The 19,998-nt window shown below is 73.3% G+C and carries 17 protein-coding genes; 4 read left to right on the top strand and 13 right to left on the bottom strand.

Going from position 1 to position 19,998, the window contains the following annotated elements; all coding sequences use genetic code 11:
* Nucleotides 1-100: 100 nt before the first annotated feature.
* From ACFW2Y_RS09780 to ACFW2Y_RS09755, 6 genes are all read right to left on the bottom strand, one after another.
* Complete coding sequence (locus tag ACFW2Y_RS09780; protein ID WP_384875982.1) at nt 101-1,102, bottom strand: GNAT family N-acetyltransferase; 1,002 nt, start codon at nt 1,100-1,102, stop codon at nt 101-103.
* A gap of 128 nt (nt 1,103-1,230) precedes the next feature.
* On the bottom strand, nt 1,231-2,496 hold the full coding sequence (locus tag ACFW2Y_RS09775) for an ABC transporter substrate-binding protein (RefSeq protein ID WP_384875980.1): 1,266 nt from the start codon (nt 2,494-2,496) through the stop codon (nt 1,231-1,233).
* Nucleotides 2,493-3,590 carry a branched-chain amino acid ABC transporter permease gene (locus ACFW2Y_RS09770; RefSeq protein WP_384875978.1) on the bottom strand — a complete coding sequence of 366 codons (1,098 nt, stop codon included), beginning with the start codon at nt 3,588-3,590 and terminating at the stop codon, nt 2,493-2,495. The genes ACFW2Y_RS09775 and ACFW2Y_RS09770 overlap by 4 nt, the downstream gene beginning before the upstream one ends.
* Nucleotides 3,583-4,473 (bottom strand): branched-chain amino acid ABC transporter permease, encoded by an 891-nt coding sequence (locus ACFW2Y_RS09765; RefSeq protein ID WP_384875976.1) that lies wholly within the window; start codon nt 4,471-4,473, stop codon nt 3,583-3,585. Before ACFW2Y_RS09765 ends, ACFW2Y_RS09770 begins: the two co-directional genes overlap by 8 nt.
* Nucleotides 4,470-5,312 (bottom strand): ABC transporter ATP-binding protein, encoded by an 843-nt coding sequence (locus ACFW2Y_RS09760; protein ID WP_384875974.1) that lies wholly within the window; start codon nt 5,310-5,312, stop codon nt 4,470-4,472. Before ACFW2Y_RS09760 ends, ACFW2Y_RS09765 begins: the two co-directional genes overlap by 4 nt.
* The gene (locus ACFW2Y_RS09755) at nt 5,309-6,127 is read right to left on the bottom strand and encodes an ABC transporter ATP-binding protein (protein WP_384875972.1); all 819 of its coding nucleotides are present in this window, start codon (nt 6,125-6,127) and stop codon (nt 5,309-5,311) included. Before ACFW2Y_RS09755 ends, ACFW2Y_RS09760 begins: the two co-directional genes overlap by 4 nt.
* Before the next feature lie 194 nt (nt 6,128-6,321).
* On the opposite strand from ACFW2Y_RS09755, the gene ACFW2Y_RS09750 reads away from it, so the two are divergent.
* Nucleotides 6,322-7,518 carry a PucR family transcriptional regulator gene (locus tag ACFW2Y_RS09750; RefSeq protein ID WP_384875971.1) on the top strand — a complete coding sequence of 399 codons (1,197 nt, stop codon included), beginning with the start codon at nt 6,322-6,324 and terminating at the stop codon, nt 7,516-7,518.
* 228 nt (nt 7,519-7,746) lie between these two features.
* On the opposite strand, the gene ACFW2Y_RS09745 is transcribed toward ACFW2Y_RS09750, so the two are convergent.
* Nucleotides 7,747-8,898, bottom strand: a complete 1,152-nt coding sequence (locus ACFW2Y_RS09745; RefSeq protein WP_384875969.1) for a glycerate kinase — start codon at nt 8,896-8,898, stop codon at nt 7,747-7,749.
* A 112-nt stretch (nt 8,899-9,010) separates the two neighbouring features.
* Here ACFW2Y_RS09745 and ACFW2Y_RS09740 point away from each other — a divergent pair, with 112 nt between their 5' ends.
* Together ACFW2Y_RS09740 and ACFW2Y_RS09735 are read left to right on the top strand one after the other, a co-directional pair.
* Complete coding sequence (locus ACFW2Y_RS09740) at nt 9,011-10,669, top strand: BCCT family transporter (RefSeq protein WP_384875967.1); 1,659 nt, start codon at nt 9,011-9,013, stop codon at nt 10,667-10,669.
* Between the two features lie 54 nt (nt 10,670-10,723).
* Nucleotides 10,724-11,791 (top strand): ADP-ribosylglycohydrolase family protein, encoded by a 1,068-nt coding sequence (locus tag ACFW2Y_RS09735; protein ID WP_384875965.1) that lies wholly within the window; start codon nt 10,724-10,726, stop codon nt 11,789-11,791.
* Nucleotides 11,792-11,831: 40 nt separating this feature from the next.
* On the opposite strand, the gene ACFW2Y_RS09730 is transcribed toward ACFW2Y_RS09735, so the two are convergent.
* The 5 genes from ACFW2Y_RS09730 to ACFW2Y_RS09710 all read right to left on the bottom strand — a co-directional run bounded on the left by ACFW2Y_RS09730 (nt 11,832) and on the right by ACFW2Y_RS09710 (nt 17,064).
* Nucleotides 11,832-12,404, bottom strand: a complete 573-nt coding sequence (locus ACFW2Y_RS09730; protein ID WP_384875963.1) for a methylated-DNA--[protein]-cysteine S-methyltransferase — start codon at nt 12,402-12,404, stop codon at nt 11,832-11,834.
* Nucleotides 12,346-13,824: an AlkA N-terminal domain-containing protein gene (locus ACFW2Y_RS09725; protein ID WP_384875961.1), complete on the bottom strand. Its 1,479-nt coding sequence runs from the start codon at nt 13,822-13,824 to the stop codon at nt 12,346-12,348. Before ACFW2Y_RS09725 ends, ACFW2Y_RS09730 begins: the two co-directional genes overlap by 59 nt.
* A gap of 288 nt (nt 13,825-14,112) precedes the next feature.
* The gene (locus ACFW2Y_RS09720; RefSeq protein WP_384875959.1) at nt 14,113-14,733 is read right to left on the bottom strand and encodes an L-threonylcarbamoyladenylate synthase; all 621 of its coding nucleotides are present in this window, start codon (nt 14,731-14,733) and stop codon (nt 14,113-14,115) included.
* A gap of 10 nt (nt 14,734-14,743) precedes the next feature.
* Nucleotides 14,744-16,147: a phytoene desaturase family protein gene (locus ACFW2Y_RS09715; RefSeq protein WP_384875987.1), complete on the bottom strand. Its 1,404-nt coding sequence runs from the start codon at nt 16,145-16,147 to the stop codon at nt 14,744-14,746.
* 80 nt (nt 16,148-16,227) lie between these two features.
* Nucleotides 16,228-17,064, bottom strand: coding sequence for an inositol monophosphatase family protein (locus tag ACFW2Y_RS09710; RefSeq protein ID WP_384875958.1), 837 nt, complete (start codon nt 17,062-17,064; stop codon nt 16,228-16,230).
* A 300-nt stretch (nt 17,065-17,364) separates the two neighbouring features.
* On the opposite strand from ACFW2Y_RS09710, the gene ACFW2Y_RS09705 reads away from it, so the two are divergent.
* Nucleotides 17,365-18,174: a serine protease gene (locus ACFW2Y_RS09705; RefSeq protein WP_384875956.1), complete on the top strand. Its 810-nt coding sequence runs from the start codon at nt 17,365-17,367 to the stop codon at nt 18,172-18,174.
* Here the strand turns inward: ACFW2Y_RS09705 and ACFW2Y_RS09700 are convergent.
* Nucleotides 18,128-19,669: an NCS1 family nucleobase:cation symporter-1 gene (locus tag ACFW2Y_RS09700; RefSeq protein ID WP_384875954.1), complete on the bottom strand. Its 1,542-nt coding sequence runs from the start codon at nt 19,667-19,669 to the stop codon at nt 18,128-18,130. The two genes, ACFW2Y_RS09705 and ACFW2Y_RS09700, sit on opposite strands and share 47 nt — an antisense overlap.
* Between the last annotated feature and the right edge of the window lie 329 nt (nt 19,670-19,998).

Genomic DNA, 19,998 nt, shown 5'->3' with positions numbered 1-19,998 from the left:
GCCTCCCGGGGCCCTTGCTCTTTCTCGGGGTGGCCGCGGATGGGTCTCGGCGGCGCGCCGGCCACCGCGCGCCGGTCCGCCGCGGGTGACGGGACGGCCGCTAGCCGAGGCGCTTGTAGTAGAGCGTGGTGGCGCGCAGCACGCCGGCCGGATCGGCGGCGAAGTCGGGGATCGTGCCCGCGGCCGTCCAGCCCGCACCGCGGTAGAGGCGCTCGGCGGGGCTGCCGGTCTGGGTGTCCAGGACGAGCAGGCCGAGACCGGTCGCGGCGGCGTGGGCCTCGGCCGTGGCGAGCAGGCGGGAGCCCAGGCCGCGACCGCGCGCGGAGCGGTGGACGAGGAGCCGGGCGATCTCCCCGCGGTGCCGGCCGTTGGCGGTGCCGGTGCGGACGAGCGTTACGACGCCGGCCAGGCTCCCCCCTGCGGTGCGGGCCACCCAGACATCCCGTACGCCCCGTGCGGCCTCCTCGGCGACCCGGAGCCACCAAGCGGTCGCCCCGGCGGTCTCCAGGGGGGCCAGGAAGCCGACGGAGGCCCCGCCTTCCACGGCGTCCACCAGGAGCGCGGCGAGGCCTGCCGGAGCGTGTGCCCGCACGGCGTCCGGGGAGAGCCGCTCGACGACGTCGAGCGGCCGTTCCAGGCAGAGCAGGTCGGGCCGCTCGTCCCAGCTGGGGACGGACTCGAAGCCGAGGCCGCGGTAGAGGGCGAGCGGTTCCTCCCGCCAGGACCAGACGGTGAGGCGCACCGCGGGCGCCCCGGAGGCCGCGGCCCGGCTCAGCGCCTCGGCCATGAGCCGCTTCGCCAGGCCCTTGCGCCGGGCCCCGGGCGCGACCCAGAGCCGCTTGATCTCGGGTGCACGGCCCTCGTGGGGCACCTTGAGCACGACACAGCCGGCCGGCTCCTGCGAACCGGCCGGGACGGCGAGCAGGACCGTGTCGGCGGCGAACGCGACGGCCGGGGCCTCGACCTCACGGCGGTATGCGGCCGGCAGCTCGGCGACGGTCGGCACGGCCGCGCCCTTCTCCTCCTGGTTGGCCAGGTGGTAGGCGCCGAGCAGGTCAGCAAGGCGGGGATGGGATCGGTTCTCCTCGATGTGCGCACGCATGGGCCCGAGCTTCACACGACCGTGTTTCCGGTGCGTGACGTGTCGCACCGCACCGGCCCGGACGCGGTGTGCGCCCGGGTCCGGTGTGCGACGGGCTGCCGTCCCTCCCCCTCTGCTGGGCCCGGGGGTCAGGGGGCGTAGGTCTTGGCGGCTTCGGAGACGAAGGGCTGCCGGACCGTGCGCATCCCCCCGGGGACGGAAGCGTCCGGTTGGAGGATGACGGACTCGCGGGACGAGGGTGCCGTCGGGTCGCCGAGGTCATGGGTCATGCCGAAGCCGACGTCGTGCGCGTTCATCGACAGGAGGGCCCTGTCGACGCCCTCGCGGGTCAGGTCCTTGGCGAGGCAGGCCTTCTTGAGGGCCTCGCCGAAGACGCTCGCAGCGGTCCAACCGGCGACGATGCCGTTGTCGAGGCCGTCGGCCGGGTAGGCGGCCCGGTAGTCGGCGACCAGCTTCTCGGCGGTCGGGGTGCCGGCACCGATGGGGAGGCTGGGCGAGGCGAACCAGTACATCTGCTGCAGGGCGGGGCCGGCTTGGGTGCCGAGGAGCTGTGGGGCGAAGGCCGAGTTGTTGCCGACGACCGGGACCTTGAGGCCGGTGGCGGCGGCGACGCCGACGAGGGAGGCGGCCTGGCGGGGCCCCGCACTGATGACGATCGCCTTGACCCCGGCCTGCTTGAGCGCGGCGACCTGCGCCGACATGTCGTTGTCGGTGGGCTTGATCTTCTGCTCGACGACGGTCAGCCCCGCCTCGTCGGCCGCGTACCTCGAACCCTTCAGCGCGTTCTCCCCGTAGTCCCCCTCGAAGTAGACGTGCCCGAGCTTGTCCCCCGCCTTGAGCCCCTTCTCCGTCAGCAGGAAGTCGACGGCGTTGATCGTCTCCACGTCGTACGTCGAGCCCAGGACCCGGATGTACGGGGAGCCGAGCAACGAGGCCGACCAGGCCTGCGGCAGCACCAGGCCCTTGTCCTGGCCGTCGACCCGCTGCTTGACGGCCGCGACGAACGGGGAGCCGATGAACTGGGCGTAGCCGAGGACCTTCGGCTCCAGTTCCGTGTAGGCGGCGAGTGCCTTCTGGGGGTCGTAGCCGTGGTCCCGCACCGTGAGTTCCAGGCGGCGGCCACAGATCCCGCCAGCGGCGTTGACCTGCTTCACGTACAGCTGCTGGGCCTGGGTGACGCTCTTGCCGAGGGTGGCGTACACACCGGTCATGTCGGTGAGCGCACCGAGCGAGATCGTCTCGTCGGTGACGCCCTCGCCGGTCTTCACCCCTCCCGCGCCGGTCTGCTTGCCGTCGCCGGTCTTCGCCTTCGCACTGCATCCGGCGGCGGTGAGCGCGACCAACGCGGCGAGTGCGGCGGCCAGGCCCCGCACGGCGGGTCGTCCGTGGTTCATCGTGCCTCCCCTGAGGGTTGGGTGGGGGGGGGGGTCTTCGGTGTCCGGGCGGCGAGGCGGACCAGGCCGCCGGGGAGGAACAGCACCACTGCCACGACGGCGGCGCCGTACAGGTAGCGGGCGGCCTCCCCCGGTGCGATTCCGCCCGTCCCGGGGGCCGAGACCAGGGGGAGCGCGTCGCTGTAGCGGGTGAGGAGCTGCGGCAGGAGGGAGACGAAGACGGCTCCGGCGACCGCGCCGGAGACCGAGCCGAGACCGCCGATGACGATCATGGCCAGGTACTCGAGGGAGAGCGCCATCCCGAAGTACTCCGGCACCGTGCGCTGGAAGACCAGGGCGAGCAGGACGCCCGCGAGGCCCGCGTACACGGAGGACAGGACGAAGACGGCGGCGCGGTGGCGGGCCACGGGGATGCCCATGACCCCGGCGGCGATCCGGTGGTCCCGAAGGGCGTTCATGGCGCGGCCGGGACGGCCCCGGAGCACTCCCCTGGCGAACAGCACCCCGCCCAGGAGCAGCGCGAGGCCCAGGTACCAGAGCTTCTCGACGGCGCCGAAGGGCACCTGGGCGACGAGGAGCTCACCGTCGTCGAAGGTGAGGCCGAAGAGGGAGAGGGGCGGGACGGCACGGCCGTTGTAGCCACCGGTGAGGTCGTGGGCGTTGAAGAGCAGGTGCTGGCCGATGAAGATCAGGGCGAGGGTGGCGATGCCGAGGTACGCGCCGTGCAACCGACCCGCGATGGGGCTGAAGGCCCCGCCCGCGAGGCCCGCGAGGGCCACCGCGAGGACGGCGGCGAGCCACCCGGGCAGGCCGAGGCCGACCAGGCCGTCGGAGCCGTCCCCGGCGAAGGCGCAGTAGCCGTAGGCCCCCACGGCGAGGAAGAAGGCGTGCCCCATGGAGAGCTGGCCGGTGGAGCCGGTGAGCAGGTTGATGCCGAGGGCGCCGAGGGCGGCGGCCATCGCGAACAGGCCCGCCTGGAGCCAGAACCGGTCCAGGTAGAAGGGGAGGGCGACGAGGACGACGCCGGCGGCGGTCCTCCCGTACACCGCGGGGGTGCGGGCCCAGGGGGCGCGCCGGGCGGGGGTTTCAGACACGGGCGGGCTCCTTCGTGCCGAAGAGGCCGGCCGGACGGATCAGGAGCACCACGACCATCACCAGGTACGGGGCGAGGTCGCCGATGCCCCGGCCGAGGAACGTCAGGTCACCCTGGTATCCGGTGGCGAGGGACTCGGTGACGCCGACGAGGAGGCCTCCGACGAGGGCGCCCGTCGTGGAGTCGAGGCCGCCGAGGATGGCGGCCGGGAACGCCTTCAGCGCGGCGAGCGAAGTGGCCCGTTCCAGACCGGGCGTCGGGAAGACGGTGAGGAAGAGCGCGGCGACGGCGGCGAGCCCACCGGCGACCGCCCAGGCGCCGAGCGAGACCCGACCGAGCCGGATCCCCATGAGGGCGGCGGTCTCCTGCTTCTCGGCGACGGCCCGCATGGCGACGCCCCAGGAGGTGTACCGGAAGACGAGGAGGAAGGAGGTGATGAGGAGGGCCGCCGCGAGGAGGGCGGCGATCCGGGTCTCGGCGATCGTCACCGGCCCGAGGGTGACCACGGCGTTCCCCCACGGGTCGCCGAGGGCGAGGATGTCGGTGCCGATCCTGCGGGTCAGCTCGGTGGCGAGCAGGATGTCGACGCCTATGGTGACGATGGCGAGGACGCTGTGGTCGCCGCCCCGGTGGCGGCGCATCACGAGGAACTCGACGGCTGCGCCGACCAGTGCCGCGCCCGCGATGCCGGCGAGCAGGGCGGGCCAGAAACCGATCTCCTGCTGGAGGACGGCGGTGACGTACCCACCGGCCAGGAGGAGGGAGGCGTGGGCGAAGTTGACGACCTCGGTGGCCCGGAAGATGACCACGAAGCCGAGGGCGATGAGGGCGTAGATCGAGCCCAGGGAGACGCCGTTGATCAGGAACTCGGCGAAGGTGCTCACGCGGCGGTCTCCCCTCCCAGGTAGGCGCGGACGACCGCGGGGTCGTTCTGGACGTCGGTGGGTGCGCCGTCGGCGATGCGGCGACCGAACTCGAGGACGGTGACGGAGTCGGCGAGCCGCATCACCAGGCCCATGTCGTGCTCGACGAGGAGCACCGAGATGCCGAGGCCGTCGCGGACCCCCGCGATGACGGAGGCGGTGCGGCGCCGTTCGTCCGCGGTCATGCCGGCGACCGGCTCGTCGAGCAGCAGGAGCTCCGGCTCCATGCAGAGGGCGCGGGCGAGTTCGGCCAGCTTCTGCTGCCCGTACGGCAAGGAGCCCGCGGGGCGCGCGAGTTGCCGTTCCAGGCCGACGAAGGCGGCGATCTCCCGGACCCTGGCGCGGTGACGGGCCTCCTCACGGGCGGCCGAGGGCAGGCGGAGACCGGCGGCGAGGAAACCGGTGCGGGTGAGCCGGTGGCGGCCCAGCATCAGGCTGTCCTCGACGGTGGCGCGGGGCGGCAGGGCCAGGTTCTGGAAGATCCGGCCGACGCCGAGGTCCGCGATGCGGTGCGGGGGCAGCGCGGTCAGTTCGTGCGGGCCGAGGCGGACGGAACCGGAGGTGGCCCGGTACACCCCGGAGAGGACGTTGAAGCAGGTGGACTTGCCGGCGCCGTTGGGTCCGATGAGGGCGTGGACGGTACCGGGCCGAACGGTGAAGTCGACGCCGTCGAGGGCGGTGAGCCCGGCGAACCGGACGGTGAGGCCGCGGACTTCGAGGATCGGTGGGGTGCGGGGCGGGGCGGTGCCGGTCGTGGGGGCGTCGGTGGTCGGAGCACCGTGCTCCGCGCTGTCGCTCATCGGTTTTCCTCCCAGCGGGACAGGACCGGGTGGGCGGTGGTGGCTCCGGCCGCGTCGGCGGCGGCTGCCTCGTCGACCACGCCCAGATAGCGGCGGCGCACCTCGTCTGAGGCGGCGAGTTCGGCCGCGGGACCGGCGAGGGTGACCTCGCCGACCTCCAGGACGTACGCGAGGGAGGCCAGCCCCAGGGCGAGCGCCGCGTTCTGCTCCACCAGGAGCACCGCCGTTCCCTGGGCGTTGATCTCACGGACGGCGTCCGCGATCCGGGCCGCCGTCAACGGGGCCAGGCCGAGGGAGGGTTCGTCCAGGAGGAGCAGGCCGGGCGCGGCCATCAGGGCCCGGCCGACGGCGAGCATCTGCTGTTCGCCGCCGGAGAGGAGCCCCGCCGGCTGGCGGGCCCGCTGGGCGAGCACCGGGAAGAGCTCGTGCACCCGGCGCAGCGCGGCAGCCTTCGCGGCCCTTCCGCCGCGGCTGCCGAGGGCGCCCGCGCGCAGGTTGTCCTCGACCGTCATCCGGGCGAAGACCTGACGCCCCTCGGGGACCTGGGAGACGCCGGCGGCGACCACCCGGTCCGGCGGCAGCCCGTCGAGCGGCCGGCCGTCACGGGTCACCGTGCCGGAGACCACGGCGCCGCCGTGGAACCGCAGGGTGCGCGAGACCGCCCGCAGCAGTGTGGACTTGCCGGCTCCGTTGCCGCCCAGGACGGTGACGACGGCACCCTCCGGAACGGTCAGCGACACCCGCCGCAGCGCGTGCACGGGTCCGTATCCCGCCGTCAGGTCCGTCACCTGGAGGGCGGGGGCGGTACCTCCCATGGCTCCCCTTTCCCGGCCGCAGTGGTCACCCGGCCGTTCGGTGGCGCTCACCCCAGCACCGCGGCGGATCCGCGTCCACGTCCCGCGGCCGAAACGCTGCCGGTGACCAGCGGGCGCGGCGGACGGCTGTGCATGCGCACAACGCTGCGCGTCAGGGCTGTGCGAAGGGGGTGGGGGCGGTGTTGGCTGCGGTCATGGGACGGCGCAGAAGACGGACCGGTGACGACTGGAAGGTACTGGCGGAGGCCTGTACGGCGCTCCTGGAACGGGTGCCGGAGCTGGTCGACGAGCACTTGCGGGAACTCCACGCCCACGAGCCCGCCTACGGGCGGATCCTGCCGTACGACCAGCACTGGCAGGAGGCGCGGGAGGCCATCCGGATCGGGATCGAAATGATCTCCGCGCCCCGGAACTCACCCCGGCGGGACCTGGAGCACGCGGACGAGATGGGACGGCGGCGGGCCGCACAGGGCATGCCGCTGGAACTGGTCGTCCATGCCTACCGGCATGCCGGGCACCTGGTGTGGGACGCGCTGATCGAGGGCGCGGGCTCGGACGCGGCCCGGCTGACGGTGCTGATGCAGTCCGCGACGATCGTGTGGTCGGCGGTGGACGCACAGGCGGACACGGCGTCGGAGGCGTACCGCTCGGCGGAGCTGGAGCTGCGTCGCCGCACCGACGAACAGCTCCAGGCGCTGCTGGACGCGCTGCTCCACGGGCAGCGGTCGCCCGAGCTGGTGGCGCGGGCGGCGGCGGGGCTGGACCTGCCGGAACGGGGGCGGTACGCGGTGGTGGTGCTGCGCTACGACCGGCGGGAGGAGCGGGAGCCCTTCCACCGGCGGGTGCAGGGCGAGGGGGTGCGGTTCCTGTGGCGGATGGGCGCGGACTGCGAGCTGGGGGTGGCGGCACTGTCCGGTGGCACCGGGCTCGACGCGCTCTCGGAGCTCCTCGACGGACGCTGCCCCGGGCCCGGTGGCATCAGCCCGGTGGTGGTGGGCCTGACCGAGGTGGGTCGGGCGCGGCGGCTCGCGGAGCTCGCGCTGCGGACGTGCCCGCCGGGCAGCCGGGAGATCGTCCGTCTGGACCGGAGGATGACGGGCGCCCTGGTGGTGGGACAGCCGGAGGTGGCTGACCTGCTGGTCTCGGACGTCCTGGGCGGCCTGCTGGAGCTGGACCCGGCGGACCGGGCGGTGCTCCTGGAGACGCTGGACGCGTGGCTGGACTGCGAGGGGTCGGCGGGGCGGGCGGCGGGACGGCTGTACTGCCACCGGAACACGGTCTTCAACCGGCTGCGGCGGCTGGAGCAGCTGACGTCCCGGTCGTTGTCCCGACCGCGGGACCTGACGGAGATGACCCTGGCGCTGGAAGCGTTCCGCTTGGCGGCGGGGTAGGGGCGCGGGGCGCCGTTCCTGCGGGCCGGGTCCGTCGGTCGGTGCGCGCTGACCGTCCCGCCGGGGGCCGTGTGCCGGCGGGACCGCCGGCCCCGCCGGCGTGCGGACCGTCGGCCCGGAGCGGCGTCCCTCCCCGGGGTGGCGCCCCGGGGTGGCGCCCCGGGAGGGCGGGCCGGACGGCGGACGGGTGCCACCCCGCTCGGGAGCGGGTGGTACGGGTGCCGCGCGCTACGACAGGAAGTCCCCGGCGAGGTTCGCCGCCACCTCTTCCAGGAGCGGGCCTGCGTTGGCGATGGACTTCGCCGGGTCGGGCTCCAGCGCCGTGAGGGGGTAGGCACGACGGATGCCGGCCGCTCCGAGGGTTTCGGGGGCCAGGGCCAGGCGACCGCAGACCGCGACGACCTCCTTGCCCGCGGCGCGGGCGGCGGCGGCGACGCCGGCCGGGGCCTTCCCGTGCAGGGTCTGCTCGTCGAGGGAGCCCTCGCCGGTGATGACGAGGGTGGCGCGTTCCAGGGCGGGGGCGAAGCCGAGCACCTCCAGCATCAGCTCGATGCCGGGGCGGAAGCTCGCGCCGAGGATGAGGGCTCCGTAGCCGATGCCGCCCGCGCCACCCGCGCCGGGGGCGACGGCGGCCTCGGCTGCCCGGGGGCCGATGGCCTCCTCCAGGACGGCGGCGAAGTGGGCGAGGGCCGCGTCCAGGGTGCGGACGTCTTCGGAGGTGGCCCCCTTCTGCGGTCCGTAGACGGCGGGGGCGCCCTTGGGCCCGGTCAGCGGATTGTCCACGTCGCTGGCGAGGATCAGGTCGACCGAGGCGAAACGGGGGTCGAGACCGCTGAGGTCGGCCGTGGCGAGGTTCGCGAGGGGTGCGCCGCCGGGGCCGACGGGTTCGCCGTCGGCGTCCAGGAAGCGGGCGCCGAGTGCGGCGAGCATGCCGGAACCGCCGTCGGTGGTGGCGCTGCCCCCGACGCCGAAGACGAGGGTGGTCGCGCCGGCGTCCAGGGCGGCGCGGAGCAGTTCCCCGGAGCCGTACGTGGTCGCCGTCAGCGGGGCGAAGACGCCCGGAGGGAGCAGTTGGAGGCCCGAGGCCTCCGCCATCTCGACGACGGCGGTGGTGCCGCGCAGCGCGAAGGCCGCGGTGACCGGCTCGCCGAGCGGGCCCGTCACACGGAGCTCCCGCCGTTCGAAGCCGGCTGCGACCGCCGCCGCGACGGTGCCGTCGCCGCCGTCCGCGACGGGCAACGTCTCCACCGTGAGGTCCGGGACGACCCGTCGCAGTCCCGCCGTGACCCGCTCCGCGACCTGCACGGCCGTGAGCGAGCCCTTGAACTTGTCAGCCGCCACGAGCACGTGAGCGGCCTGAGTTGCTGCCCCGTTCGTCACCTTGCATCCCTTGCTTTCGAACGTGCAGTCGCGCCACGGGCGACCTTATCCGGACGTCCGGACGGCGTGCCACCCCCTGATAGGGCGATATTCCGCACCATAGTGGGGTCGCATGAGTACGGAAAAGATCGAGCCGGACGGCAAGGTCATCGGGATCGGCGTCGCGGCCGTGGCAGCGGTCGTCGGCTGGGCGGCGCTGGGCGAGGACTCCTTCGACAGCGCCTCGTCCACCGCCCTGGACTGGGTGCTGTCCAATTTCGCCTGGCTGTTCGTGGTGGCCGCCGACGTCTTCCTGGTGCTGTGCGTGGTGATCGCACTGAGCCGGTTCGGCCGGATCAGGCTGGGCGCGGACGATGCGGAGCCCGAGTTCACGAACCTGGCGTGGATCGCCATGATGTTCAGCGCCGGGATGGGCATCGGTTTGATGTTCTACGGGGTCGGGGAGCCGTTGACGCACTTCCTGAGCCCTCCTCCGACGAGCGGCGTTCCGGCGGGGACGGGTGCGGCGGCCAAGACGGCCATGGAGTACTCGTTCTTCCACTGGACGCTGACCCCGTGGTCCATCTACGGCATCGCCGGGCTGGCGCTCGCGTACGCGAGCTTCCGCAAGGGGCGTGGGAACCGGCTGAGCTCCGCCTTCGTGCCGCTGATCGGAGAGCGTCGGGCGAATGCCTGGCCGGGCAAGGCGATCGACCTGCTCGCGGTGTTCGCCACGGTGTTCGGCACCGCGACGAGCCTGGGGCTCGGTGCCCTGCAGGTCTCCGAGGGGCTGAACCTGACGATGGGGGTGAAGGACTCCACGGCCACCCAGCTGATCGTCATCCTGTCGCTGTCGGCTGCCTTCGTGGTGTCGGCCTTCTCCGGGCTCCACAAGGGGGTGAAGTGGCTGTCCACGCTGAACATCGTGCTCGCCGCCTGCCTGGCGGCCTTCGTCTTCCTCCTCGGCCCGACGGTGTACATCCTGGACACCATCCCGGCCTCCGTCGGCGGCTACCTGCACCAACTGCTGCCGATGGCGAGCCGCACCGGCGCCTTCACCGACCGTGACTGGTTGGGTGCCTGGACGATCTTCTACTGGGCGTGGTGGCTGTCCTGGGCGCCGTTCGTCGGCACCTTCATCGCCCGGATCTCCCGGGGCCGAACGATCCGGGAGTTCCTGGTGGGCGTGCTGCTCGTCCCGTCCGGAGCCACGGTGGTGTGGTTCTGCGTGATGGGCGGGACCGCGATCCGACTGGAGTCGACGGGTGCCGCGGACCTCGCGACGGCGGTCGAGGACGGGGCCGAGGCCTCGTTGTTCGCGATGTTGGAGGCCCTGCCGATCGGCACGGTCACCTCGGTCATCGCGATGATCCTGGTGATGACGTACTTCGTCACCAGCGCCGACTCGGCGTCGCTGGTGATGGGTTCGCTGACCAGCCGCGGCTCGCTCCATCCGCCGACCTGGCTCGTGGTGACCTGGGGCGTCCTGATGGCCTCCGTCGCGGCGGCGCTCCTGGTGGTGGGCGGTCTGAACTCGCTGCAGACCGCGACGATCCTGGTGGCGCTGCCGTTCGTGATCGTGATGCTGGCACTGTGCTGGGCGCTGCTGAAGGAGCTTCGGGAGGACCCGGGTGCGGGACCGGCCCGGCACCACGCCCTGCACGGGATGCGGGACGCGGTGCGGACCCTGGTCGGGGAGGCGATGACCGAACAGGGCGGGGACCGGCACCACAGGCTGCGGCGGGCGGCGAAGGCCCGCAGCGACACGGAGCCCCCCGAGCGGGAGGGCTGACCTTCCACCGCTACTCGACGCGCGGCGGGCCGCCGCGTTCGGTACACCGGAAGCATGGGGCTCGTGCACGGAGAACTCGCGGACCGGATCCTGGGCGGCTGGACGGGCCGGATCGCCGGGAACATGCTCGGCAAGCCGGTGGAGCAGGGAGACCGCTGGACCCGCGAGCGGATCGACGCGTACCTGCGGCTGACCGGGGCCCTTCCGCTGACGAACTACCTCCCGCCACCGCCTCCCGGGGCGGAGGGGTTCGCGCTGCGGCCCGGGTGGGAGCGGTGCGTGCGGGGCGGGATCAACGGCAGTTGCCGGGACGACGACGTCGACTGGTCGGTCCTGAACCTGCACCTGCTGGAGCAGCACGGCTCCTCCTTCACCACCGAGCAGGTCGGTGAGGAGTGGCTGCTGCGGTTGCCGTACTTCCAGACGTTCACGGCGGAACGGGTCGCCTACCGGAACCTCGCCAACGGACTGCGACCGCCGCTGACCGCCACCCGTGACAACCCGTACCAGGAGTGGATCGGGGCGCTCATCCGGGCCGACGTCTACGGCTGGACCTGCCCGGGCGATCCGCGCCGGGCCGCCTCGCTCGCCCGGCGGGACGCGGTCCTCTCGCACACGGGGAACGGCGTGTACGGGGCGATGTGGGCGGCGGCGCTGGTCGCGGCGGCCTTCACCGCGCCGGACGTACGGTCCGCCCTGGAAGCGGGCCTGGAACGGGTGCCGGCGGGCAGTCGGCTCGCCCGGACCGTACGGGACGCGATCGCGCTGCACGAGGCCGGGCTCGGGTGGTCGGAGGCCCTCACCGAGCTCGCGGAACGGACGGCGGGCCTCGGTTGGCTCCACACGGTCCCGAACGCGGCCGTGCTGACGGCCGGACTCCTCTACGGGGAGGGGGACTTCAGCCGGACCATCGCACTGACCGTGCGCGGCGGCCTGGACACGGACTCCACCGGGGCGACGGCCGGCTCGGTGGCGGGGGTCCGGTGCGGGGCCGCTGCGCTCCCCCCACAGTGGTCGGAACCCTTGCGGGACCGGGTGAGCAGCGCCGTCTTCGGTTATGACGGGGTGCGGATCACCGAACTGGCCGAGCGGACGGTGCGGTTGGTCACGCGGGAGGGGTGAGTCGGGACGGCGCCGGAAGGGCGGCGGCGTGCGGTGCCGCTCAGAAGAGGGCGTCCGGCGCTGCCGTGCCCGCCTCGAAGGCGAGCAGTCGTCGCTTGCGGTCCAAGCCGCCCCCGTATCCGGTGAGACCGCCGCCCGCACCGATCACCCGGTGACAGGGAACGATGATGCCGACGGGGTTCTTGCCGTTGGCCAGGCCCACGGCCCGGGAGGCACCGGGGCTGCCGAGTTCCTCGGCGAGTTCCCCGTAGCTCCGGGTCTCCCCGTACGGGATGTGGCGCAGCAGCTCCCAGACCTTCAGCTGGAACGGGGTGCCGACGAGGTGCAACGGCAGCTCGAACTGGGTGAGTTCACCCGTGAAGTAGGCGTCGAGCTGGTGGATCGCCTCGCCGAAGGGGCGTGGATCGGGATCGCCGAAGGTCTCCTCGGGCGGGCGGTGTCGCTGACCGGTCATGTGGAGGCGGCTGAGGACCCCGTCGACGGCGACGAGGGTGAGCGGGTCGTAGGGGCTGTCCACGACGGTGTGCTGGACGGTGGGCACGAGAGCGGGTCCTTTACGCGGGCAGGTGGTTGATCGGGTGGTCGTCGGTGGCCCAGAGGTACTGGACGGCATAGGAGCGCCAGGGTCTCCAGTGCGCTGCGCGTGCGGTGAGGGCGGCCGGGGTGCCGGGAAGGCCGAGTCCTTCCGCGGCCCGGCGGACGCCGAGGTCGCCGGGGAGGAAGGAATCGGGGTCGCCGAGGGCCCGCATGGCGATGATCTCGGTCGTCCAGGGACCGAAGCCGGGCAGGGCGAGCAGCCGGGCTCGGGCTTCCTCCCGGTCGTCGGCGGGGCCGAGCGGGAGCGAGCCCTCGGCGAGCGCCCGGACGAGGGTGAGGAGGGTGGTGCGGCGGCTGCGGGGCAGGGCGAGGGACTCGGGGTCGAGGGCGGCGAGCGCTCCGGGGTCCGGGAAGAGGTGGGTGAGGCCGCCCTCGGGATCCTCGACCGGAGTGCCGTGCGCGGTGACCAGGCGGGCGGCGTGGGTGCGGGCGGCGGCGGTGGAGACCTGCTGGCCGAGAACGGCCCGCACGGCGAACTCCGCGGGGTCGACGGTCCCGGGCACCCGGCGGCCGGGTGCCTCGTCGACGAGCGGGGCGAGCAGCGGGTCCGCCCGGAGCCGCTCGTCGACGGCGACGGGATCGGCGTCGAGGTCGAGGAGCCGGCGGCAGCGGCTGATCGCGTGGAGGAGGTCGCGCGGGTCGGTGAGGGAGAGCCGGCAGACGATGTGGTCGGCGCACGGGGCGAGGGCGACGATGCCGTGGCCGTGCGGAAGCCTCAGGGTCCGTCGGTAGGCGCCGTCGCGCCACTCCTCCACGCCGGGGACGGCGGTGGCGGCGAGGTGCCCGAAGAGGTTGGAGGGTTCCAACGGGGCGCGGAACGGCAGCCGGAGACTGATGACCCCGGGGGTGGCGGGGGGCGGTGACGCCGCTCTGCGGACGGTGCGGGCGCGGAGTTCGCCGGGGGTGAGGGCGAAGACCTGGCGGACGGTGTCGTTGAAGGTGCGGATGGAGGAGAAACCGGCCGCGAAGGCGACCTCCCCGAAGGGCATCGGGGTGGTCTCGATGAGCAGCCGGGCGGTCTGGGCGCGTTGGGCACGGGCCAGGGCGAGGGGGCCGGCGCCCAGTTCGGCGAGGAGTTGGCGCTCGATCTGGCGGGTGGACCAGCCGAGTCGCCGGGCGAGCCCGGGAACGCCCTCGCGGTCGACGACCCCGTCCTGGATGAGGCGCACGGCGCGGGCGACGGCATCGGCACGGACGTTCCATTCGGGCGATCCGGGGCTGCTGTCCGGCCGGCACCGTTTGCAGGCCCGGTAACCGGCGCGCTGGCAGGCGGCGGCGCTGGGGTGGAACTCCATGTTCTCGGGCTTGGGCGGGACGGCCGGGCAGCTGGGGCGGCAGTAGATCCGGGTGGTGCGGACGGCGGTGAAGAACACGCCGTCGAAGCGGGCGTCCTTCGACTGAACGGCCCGCACACAGCCCTCGGTATCGGTGTGCATGGATCAAGGATCGTGGACGGGCGGTGCACGGGCTGGCGAGAAAACGACATGGACGTCCCTCGACGGGCAGCGGGTTCCACCGATGCCCGCCCGGTCGGTGCCTCCGGCCGCACGAGGAGCGGGGGCCGGCGCAGCGCCGGCCCCCGTCGATGCGGATGTCGTCGACGGGGGCGATCACGATCACGGGTGTGCCCCTCCGCACGGCGCGCGTGCACGGACGTGCACGGGCAGCGTGCGACGGTCTCGGCCCGCCGGGGAAGTCCTGCCGACGGGCGCCGCACGCCCCGGCTACTCGAAGCGGGAGGTGTCTCCCGCCCCGCGCCGGACGATCTCGGGCTCGCCACTGGAGAAGTCGACGACGGTGGTGGGTTCGGTGCCACACTCGCCGGAGTCGAGCACCGCGTCCACCTGGTGGTCGAGCCGTTCCTTGATCTCCCAGCCCTGGGTGAGCGGCTCGGCCTCGTCCGGCAGGAGCAGGGTGCTGGAGAGCAGCGGCTCGCCGAGTTCGGCGAGGAGCGCCTGGGTGACGACGTGGTCGGGGATGCGGACCCCGACCGTCTTCTTCTTGGGGTGCAGCAACTGGCGCGGCACCTCCTTCGTGCCCGGCAGGATGAAGGTGTACGCCCCGGGCGTGGCGGCCTTCACCGCGCGGAAGACGTCGTTGTCGATGTGCACGAGCTGGCCCAGCTGGGCGAAGTTCGCGCACATGAGGGTGAAGTGGTGCCGGTCGTCGAGGTCGCGGATGGCCCGGATGCGGCTGATGCCGTCCCGACTGCCGATCCGGCTGCCGAGTGCGTAGCAGGAGTCGGTCGGGTACGCGACGAGCGCCCCGTTCCGGATGGAGTCGGCCACCGCGCCGATGGTGCGGGGCTGGGGATTGTCGGGATGCACGTCGAAGTACTTGGCCATGGGGGCCAGTCTATTTTCGCAGGCTCCGCCAGACGGCCTTCGCCGCGTTGTGCCCGGACATGCCGTGGACGCCGGGTCCGGGTGGAGTCGCGGAGGAGCAGAGGAAGACCGCCGGGTGCGGGGTCGCATAGGGGCGGAGGGAGAGGGTGGGACGCAGCACCAGTTGGAGGCCCCGGGCGGCTCCGCAGGCGATGTCACCGCCGACGTAGTTGGCGTTCCGCTCGGCGAGTTCGGGCGGACCCGCGGTGGCACGGGCCAGGACGCGGTCGCGGAAGCCGGGCGCGAAGCGCTCGATCTGCCGCTCGATCGCCTCGGTGAGGTCGCCCCGCCAGCCGTTCGGCACGTGCCCGTACGCCCAGAACACGTGCTTGCCCTCGGGGGCGCGGGAGGCGTCCACGAGGCTCGGCTGGGCGGTGATGAGGAACGGGACCTCGGGGGCGGTGCCGGAGGACGCCTGCCGGAGGGCGGCGCCGATCTCCCCGGAGGTGGGACCGACCTGGACGGTGCCGGCCCGGCGTGCCTCCTCCGCGGTCCACGGCACGGGGCCGTCCAGCGCGTAGTCGATTTTGAAGGCGCTGGCGCCGTACGCGTAGTGGTCGTAGTGGCTGCCGAAGCCGGCGATCCTGGCGAGGGCGGTGGGCGAGGTGTCGAAGACGTAGGCGCGGGCCGGCGGCAGGTCGTCGAGCCGCTTCACTTCGAAGTCGGTGTGGACGGCACCACCGAGATCCTTGAGGTAGGCGGCGAGGGCGTCGGAGATCGATTGCGAGCCGCCCCGGGGCATCGGCCAACCGCCGGCGTGCGCGGCGAGCGCGAAGACCAGGCCGACCGCACCGGTCGCGAACCCGCCGAGCGGGGCGATGACGTGGGCCACGAGCCCGGCGAAGAGTCCCCGGGCCTTCTCGTCCCGGAACCGGCGCATCAGCCACGTGGACGGCGGGAGGCCGGCGATGCCGAAGCGGGCGAGGGTGACCGGGTCGCGGGGCAGTGCGGTGAGCGGCAGGTGCATGAAGTCCGCCGCGAGGGTGTCCCACTTGCCGAGGAAGGGCGCGACGAGACGGCGGTACGCCCCCGCGTCGCGGGGCCCGAAGGAGACCGCCGTCTCGGACACCGAGCGGGCCAGGACGGCCGCGGTGCCGTCGTCCCAGGGGTGGGCCATGGGCAGTTCGGGGTGGAGCCACTCCAGGCCGTACCGGTCGAGCGGCATCGTCTTGAACACGGGCGAGCCCGCACCGAGGGGGTGCACGGCGGAGCACGGGTCGTGACGGAAGCCGGGAAGGGTGAGCTCCTCGGTCCTGGCGCCGCCTCCGACGGTGGACTTGGCCTCGAAGACGGCCACGGACAGCCCCCGCCGGGCCAGTTCCACGGCGGCGGTCAGTCCGTTGGGCCCCGCCCCCACGACGACGGCATCGAGCATCGACGTCTCGTTCGTCACCTTCGGACTCCTTCGTCAGCCGACGGCCGGGGTCCCAGGATAGGCCGCGTGTCCGACGGGCCTCACCCGCCCCCGAGGAGCCCCCGGATCCGCTCGGCGGTCGCCGCGTCCCGGGCGGTCGTGAACGGCAGCGCGTTCCCGCCGGCGATGCGGAACGGCTGGCCCGCGATCGTGGTGTGCGCACCGCCCGCCTCGGCGACCAGGAGGAGCCCGGCCGCGTGGTCCCACGCGTACTCCCAGGAGAACGCGGTCGCGTCGAGCGTCCCGCGCGCCACCGCGAGGTACTCGAGCCCGGCCGAGCCGCAGGGGCGGGGACGGACGCCCTCGACGTCGAGGCCCTGCAGGGCCTGCTTCTGCTCCGGGCTGGTGTAGTCGGGGTGCGAGGTGGCCACCTCAAGGACCGCTCCGGGTGCCGGCGAGCCGGAGCGTATCGTCCGTCCGTTGAGCGTGGCGCCGCGACCGCGCACGGCGACGGCGAACTCCTCCAGGGCGGGGGCGAAGGTCCAGGAGGCGAGGACCTCTCCGCGGTGGGCGAGGGCGACGAGGGTGCAGAAGGCGGGATCGCCGTGGACGAACTGGCGGGTGCCGTCGACGGGGTCCACGATCCAGACGGGGGCATCACCGCGCAGCGCCTCGTACACCGTGGGGTCGGCGTGGACGGCCTCCTCGCCGACGACCACCGAGCCGGGCAGCAGGGCGGTCAGGGACCTGGTGAGGTGGGCCTCGGCGGCCCGGTCGGCGACCGTGACCAGGTCGTGCGGCCCGTTCTTCTCGATGATCTCGTCGCTGGCCAGTTGCCGGAAGCGGGGCGTGATCTCGGCGGCGGCTGCCTTGCGAACGGCCTCCTCCACCTCGGTCGTGCCGCCGCCGAGGACGTGCTCAAGGAAGTCTTGGATCATGCCTCCAGCTAAGCACGGGCCGCCGACAACCGGAATGCCGCACTTGTCACCCCGTGTTTCCCCGGGGGGAACCCCACGGCCTCGTGCGTTCCGCACGGTTGCTGCGGGGTGCCGGTGCCCCGCGGGGCCGCCGTCGCCCGTCACCCGGGGCACGGACGGTCCCGCCGGCGGGGCCGGCCCCTCCCGCGGGAGTGACCAGACTCGGCCCGGTTCGTTGATGCCCACACGGGACCGGGGCTGAGGAAACGTCTCCGCACGCCGACCGCCCGGACACGAGGTCGACGACGGTTCGGAGGTCCCATGGGATGGGCGAGGAAGCTCACGGCCGCGCTCGCGGGGGCGCTGCTGGCGACGGGCCCGCTCGGCCCGGTGCCGGCGCGCGCCGTCGTCGGGGGGCACGAGGCCCGTCCCCACCAGTACCCGTTCATGGCCGGGCTCGTGGACCTGGCGGAACGGCGGGTGATGTGCGGCGGGGCGCTCATCGGCGACCGCTGGGTGCTCACCGCCGCCCACTGCCTGACCGGCTCGTACGGCGACACCGCGCGGGTCGGTGTGCTCCTCGGCGAGCACGACCTGACGCGCGGGGACGAGAGTCCGAACGCGGTGCTGGTGGCCCCTGCGGCGTTCCTCACCCACCCGGGCTACGATCCGGCCGCCCAGCGCGACGACATCGCCCTCGTGCGGCTGGCCGAACCGGTCGTGTTCAACCGCGACGTCCGCCCGGTCGCCCTGCCAGCCGGGTACGCCCACGACTCCTTCGACCACACCCGGGTCGAGGCCCCCGGCTGGGGCGCCACCTCCTTCGGCGGGCGGACCTCCGACGTCCTGCGGACCGTGCTCCTCGACACCATGGACAATGCGGCGTGCGGGGCCCGGGGCGTGCCCCGGGTCACCAGCGCCCAGTTGTGCACGTACACGCCCGGCCGCGACACCTGCCAGTACGATTCCGGCGGCCCCCTGGTCCGCTCGGTGGCCGGCAGGCCGTACCTGATCGGGCTCGTGTCCTACGGCAAGGGGTGCGCGACCGACACCCCCGCCGTGAACACCCGCGTCTGGTCCCACCTCAGCTGGATCGGGAGGACCACCGGGCCGCTGCCCCCCGCCCCATGAGGGCGGTGTAGAGCAACAGTGCGGCGGCGAGCCCCACGGCCCAGCCGTAGTCGGCGAGCGGCTTGAGGAAGGGAATCAGTCCGTCCGCGGGGAACGGGCCGGTGCCCGGGGCCGAATGGGATCCGCCGACCGCGAGGACGCCGCCGACCGCGAAGGCGAGGACGGCGGCCGGGTTCCACCCTCCGCGGTACCAGTAGGGACCGTCGGCCCGGTAGAGCCCTTCGAGGTCGAGGACGGTCCTGCGGACGAGCCAGTAATCGGCGATGAGGATGCCGGCGACCGTGCCGAGGAGGCCGCCGACCAGCCCAAGCCAGGTGAAGATGTACAGCTCCGGGGTGGCGGTGAGCTTCCACGGCATGATCAGCACCCCGACGACTCCGGTGATCAGCGCTCCCGTGCGGAAACTCACCCGTCCCGGGGCGAGGTTGGCGAGGTCGTACGCCGGGGAGACGACGTTCGCGGCGATGTTCACCGACAGGGTGGCGACGAGCACGGTCACCAGGGCGAAGAGGAGCCCGAAGACGTTGTCGGTCCGGGCGGCGAGCGCCACCGGGTCCCAGAGGGGTGCCCCGTACACGGCCTGAGAGCCGGAGGTGACGAGCACCGAGAGCAGCGCGAACAGGGTCATGGTGGTGGGCAGTCCGAGGCTCTGGCCGAGGACCTGGGCGCGCTGACCGGCACCGAAGCGGGTGAAGTCGGGGATGTTGAGGCTGAGGGTGGCCCAGAAGGCGATCATCCCCATCAGGGCCGGGAAGAAGACCGGCCAGAAGTCCGCGCCCCATCCCAGCTTCGACGGCTGGTCGAGGAGCGGTCCGAGGCCGCCCGCCTTGACCGTGATCCAGGCGAGGAGCGCGAACGCGCCGACGATCACGAAGGGCGCGGCCCAGTTCTCGAAGCGCCGCAGGGCATCCATGCCCCGGTAGATGATGGCGAGTTCGAGTGCCCAGAAGAGGACGAAGCAGACCCAGAGGGTCCAGGGTTGACCGCCGATCCGGGACGCCCCGGCCCAGCCGCCGCCGACGGCCTTGTCGAGGAGGATGAAAATGCCCTGACCGCCGATCCAGGTCTGGATGCCGAACCAGGCGCAGGCGACTCCGGCCCGGACGAGGGCGGGCAGGTTGGCCCCGCGCAGTCCGAAGGAGGCACGGGCCAGGACCGGGAACGGGATGCCGTACTTGGGGCCCGCGTGTCCGGTGAGCAGCATCGGCACGAGCACGACGACATTGGCGAGGGCGATGGTGAGGACGGCTTGCTTCCAGTCCATGCCGAGGGCGACGAGACCGGAGGCGAGCATCCAGGAAGGGATGTTGTGGGCCATGCCGACCCAGAGGGCGGTGAAGTTGTACGTCGTCCAGCGGCGCCCGGAGACGGGGACCGGAAGCAGGTCCTCGTTGACGAAGCGGGGGTCGGCGGGGGCCGCGCCGGGCGCCAGCTCGATGCGGCCGGTGCTCGTGTCGGAGCTTTCGGGTCTTCCGGAGGAGGCGGTCGTGGTCATGGACGGAACCCTTCGTTCGGGGGACGGAACGAGGCCGTGCGGAGGGCGTGGGGTTCTTGACCGTGCGGAGTCTCCTCGCGCGGGGAGGGGGCGTCAAGAAGGCGGGAACCCCACGGTGGTTCGCCTCGTCGGCGGTGGAGCGAAGGGGTCGTCGGCCGGCTTCTGCTCGACCCCGACGAGCCGCTCGAAAACGGTGCGCACGGCCTCGACCACGACGTCGGCACCGGGGACCCGAAGAAGCTCGTCGGCCGGGACGAACCACCTGAGGATTTACGGGTTGCCCCGCGATTGGTCCGGGGTGAGGCGGGTAGTGGTGCTGCGCCTTCCCG

Origin of the sequence: Streptomyces sp. NPDC058877 (genome assembly GCF_042742855.1) — a bacterium.
GTDB lineage: Bacteria > Actinomycetota > Actinomycetes > Streptomycetales > Streptomycetaceae > Streptomyces.
This window is presented reverse-complemented; position numbering and strand designations above follow the sequence as displayed.